Origin of the sequence: Chroococcidiopsis cubana SAG 39.79, assembly GCF_003991895.1 — a bacterium.
Classification (GTDB): domain Bacteria; phylum Cyanobacteriota; class Cyanobacteriia; order Cyanobacteriales; family Chroococcidiopsidaceae; genus Chroococcidiopsis; species Chroococcidiopsis thermalis.
In genome coordinates this window covers 1-3,098 of the sequence record NZ_RSCK01000225.1, presented here as the reverse complement: position 1 = coordinate 3,098, position 3,098 = coordinate 1, and the positions used below count along the sequence as shown (strand labels likewise).

The window sequence follows — 3,098 nt, the reverse complement described above, 5'->3', positions numbered from 1 at the left end:
GATTTCATGGCGATTGGAACTATCAAATCAATCCAAGAGTAATAACTTAGTTGCTCAAGTTATTTTTACAAGCTGCCTAACCTCAGCGATAGAATCACACAATCCTTTGCTAAAATCTTCGAGAACATACAACCAGCCATCAACGCAGCCCTAGACCTAGCAGCATCATTCTTTGATGGGCTACAGGTCGATTTCAAATCTATTAACGATTTAGCTAAAACTTTTGCTGGATGGCTCGTTGACCACAAAGACGAAGCTAAAGCTGTAGCTCAAGCAATCGGTACATTTATTACGAATTCGTTAAAAACTGTAAATAAACTGTCTCAAGAATTTAGCAGTTACCTAGAGAGAAATCCAGCAATACTGAAGGTCATCGGTGGTGCTGTGAATTTGATTGGTAAGGGTTTTCAGCTTTGGGGTTCAGTGCTAAATGAGGCGTTAACAGCCGTAAAAAGTATAGCTGATGTGTTTGGAAAGATTATAACTTTCTTAGATACAGCCATTCAGAAAGCAAAACAATTTACATCTAACTTTGCTAATGGATGGGGTGAAATCTGGGGTGGTTCTGGTGGTGCAATGGCTGCTGGAAGGTATCACATTGCAGACCCATACGACCCCAACGTTACTTCACACGCCGATGCATCTCCACATCACGATTACCAGAGGACAAGTAGAGGTGTTGTTAGAGATTTAACTATTAGTCGTGGTGGTAGTAAAAGCGTTGCAGTACCCAGCCCTATCACAGGACGTATTAAGTTTGCTGGCAATAGAGGCGATTTAGGTAATGCAATTGTCTTAGAGACCAATGACGGACAAGAAGTTGTATTAGGACACTTTGCAAGTCTAGCGGTAAAGAGTGGGCAGACTGTTACACGCGGTCAGAGTTTAGGAATCCAAGGTACTACAGGTAACTCCACGGGCATCCACATTCACATTGAAGCACCCTCGAACGTTTTAGATGCGTACTACGAATCACTACGCACAGGTAAGTGGGGTCTTGGTGGTGCTGGAGGAGAGCGGAACCCAGCAATAGCTAAATTGTTAGGACTGGATAATCTGAGAGCAAGCAATCAATTTACACAACAGTACAATGCTGCTCGTAATGCGAATTCTGCCTCTGGATATCAAAACAGGCTTGGTGGAATCCGACAACACAATTCTTTTATGACAAACTACAGGTCTGCCGCAGAAGCTAATTACAAATCTCCTTACGACGCTATTAACACGGCTGTTGATTGGAGTCAAAAACGTGCTTCTGGACTTGTGCGTTTAAATGAGTTACTTCGAGAAAACTACGAAAAGTCACATCAACTGGAGATTCAACTCAAAGAGGGTGTAGCTGGTGCGTTCACAGAAGCCATTCGCAGTTTCATCAGCGGCACTAAATCTTTAGGTGACGTTGCATTAGACTTGCTAAGCAATCTATCCTCCAGACTCCTTGATTTAGGCTTAAATAGCATCCTCGGTAGTGCTAGTGGTGGTAAGGGTTTATTCGGCTCACTGCTCGGTGGATTGTTTGGTGGACGCACACCTGATTTTGGTTTAAGTACTGCGGCGTTACCCATTCCACACTTCGCCCAAGGTGGAATGATGCAATACGATGGGTTAGCTCACTTGCATAAAGGAGAGATGGTTTTGACACCCGGTCAACAGCGCGGAGGGGGTCAAGTGGTGATTAATGCGCCTATAAATATCACCAACCACGGCGAAGGCAGTATGTCAGATGCACAAGCTAGTAGGCTGCAAGAGCAAGCCACTGAATCGTTTAGGAGAATTGTAGAAGCTGAATTACTGAGACAACGCCGTCCAGGTGGAATGTTGTACTAATAGACAAAACCCCCTAGAGGGAGGTGACTAGGAGGTTATCAGACTGAGTTAGCACTACTTATATTCTAGAAATTTCTAACACTCTTGCCAGCAATAACTTGTTTTCTGAACCATTCACAAGCATCAGGCTCAAATTCCTTTACATATCTGTAGAAGAGGTATGAAACTTTAACTATTGTGTCGTCATTACCTGCTGTTTTCAATTTGCTCCAGAAAGCTTTAGAGTTTCTTGTCTTGGCTATTTCTGCTAGCTCTTCTATAATTTTTCCGTGTGTGGATATAGCTAGTTTTCTGGCTGCCTCATGTGGAAATAGTGCCTCAACGAGAAGAGGGTTGTCGAATACAATTTTAAAAGCTTGTTTGTTGACCAGGTTTTTACCAAACATTGATTTACTCCTGTAGTTGTTATCTGTTTACCTTTCAAGCAGCTTCTCAAGACGTAAGAGTTGTATCGCCACTTCTGCAACACGATTGCCCCATTCCATGTCCTTACGTGAAAGCAAATAAGTAGCTGCTTCGTGTATTCTGAGTGCCGTCTCTGTTCCCCACCTCTCATCTGACTCGTTTAATAGCTTGATAAATAGCTTGGGTTGACGGCTAGTTATGGATTCTACGTACTTCATCAGCCACAGCTTTTGTTCTAGGTTGAACTTGTAGCTTTTGATGATTGAAGCTTGAAGTTTGGAGCTAAGCATTTGGATACACCTCTTTAGTCAAAACGACTTTTTAATCCTGTGATTAGTACGAATTGTTTGTAATTGTCGGTGGTTTCTGCTGTTTCTCCTTGCACTAGTGGATAGAGGTTTTTAAAGTGTTCGGGACAGACTTCTGTTAGAGCGTGGTACAGCAACCCTCGTCCCATCTGGTAAGCCAATTCGTAGTTAAGTTGTTCCGACGCTGTTTCTGCTAGTAGATTGGTAGCACGACCCAAACCAGCAACGGTGGAGGCTTCAGAACACACGTAAAAAGTTAAATCCTCGAAATTACCTGCTTTTGCTGGTGGTGTAGGAGCTGCTATGGATACCGTTAGCGCAGTCAGTAAGGCTGTAAGTCGTTTCATAATTACCTCCACAAAAGTTAAAATTGAAGTAGTTATTTTAGGAATGCACTCAGGGGGCGATTAGCTCTACCCCCTTTTTTTATTGGTGTGTTAGACTTCCTCCCCTCTAGCTTCACTGTAGGGTTTGAGGTCAGGGCAAACGCCTCTAATAAAAGCATAATGAAATACTAAGAAGCGCTTTGGGCTAAAAATTCTGGAAATAGCAGAGCGG

Annotated in this window: 4 protein-coding genes; 1 reads left to right on the top strand and 3 read right to left on the bottom strand. The window is 43.0% G+C overall.

Features of this window, described 5'->3' with window-relative positions:
- Nucleotides 1–384 precede the first annotated feature (384 nt).
- A complete protein-coding gene (locus tag DSM107010_RS37445) occupies nucleotides 385–1,827 on the top strand; it encodes a M23 family metallopeptidase (RefSeq protein ID WP_106171122.1) in 1,443 nt (480 codons plus the stop codon).
- Nucleotides 1,828–1,892: 65 nt separating this feature from the next.
- Here the strand turns inward: DSM107010_RS37445 and DSM107010_RS37440 are convergent, their stop codons facing one another.
- Genes DSM107010_RS37440 through DSM107010_RS37430 form a run of 3 tightly spaced genes read right to left on the bottom strand, consistent with a single transcriptional unit; the run spans nucleotide 1,893 to nucleotide 2,887 of the window.
- Nucleotides 1,893–2,213 carry a hypothetical protein gene (locus DSM107010_RS37440; RefSeq protein ID WP_106171124.1) on the bottom strand — a complete coding sequence of 107 codons (321 nt, stop codon included), beginning with the start codon at nucleotides 2,211–2,213 and terminating at the stop codon, nucleotides 1,893–1,895.
- Nucleotides 2,214–2,240: 27 nt separating this feature from the next.
- Nucleotides 2,241–2,522 carry a hypothetical protein gene (locus DSM107010_RS37435; RefSeq protein ID WP_106171126.1) on the bottom strand — a complete coding sequence of 94 codons (282 nt, stop codon included), beginning with the start codon at nucleotides 2,520–2,522 and terminating at the stop codon, nucleotides 2,241–2,243.
- A 14-nt stretch (nucleotides 2,523–2,536) separates the two neighbouring features.
- On the bottom strand, nucleotides 2,537–2,887 hold the full coding sequence (locus DSM107010_RS37430; RefSeq protein WP_106171129.1) for a hypothetical protein: 351 nt from the start codon (nucleotides 2,885–2,887) through the stop codon (nucleotides 2,537–2,539).
- Nucleotides 2,888–3,098: the final 211 nt, after the last annotated feature.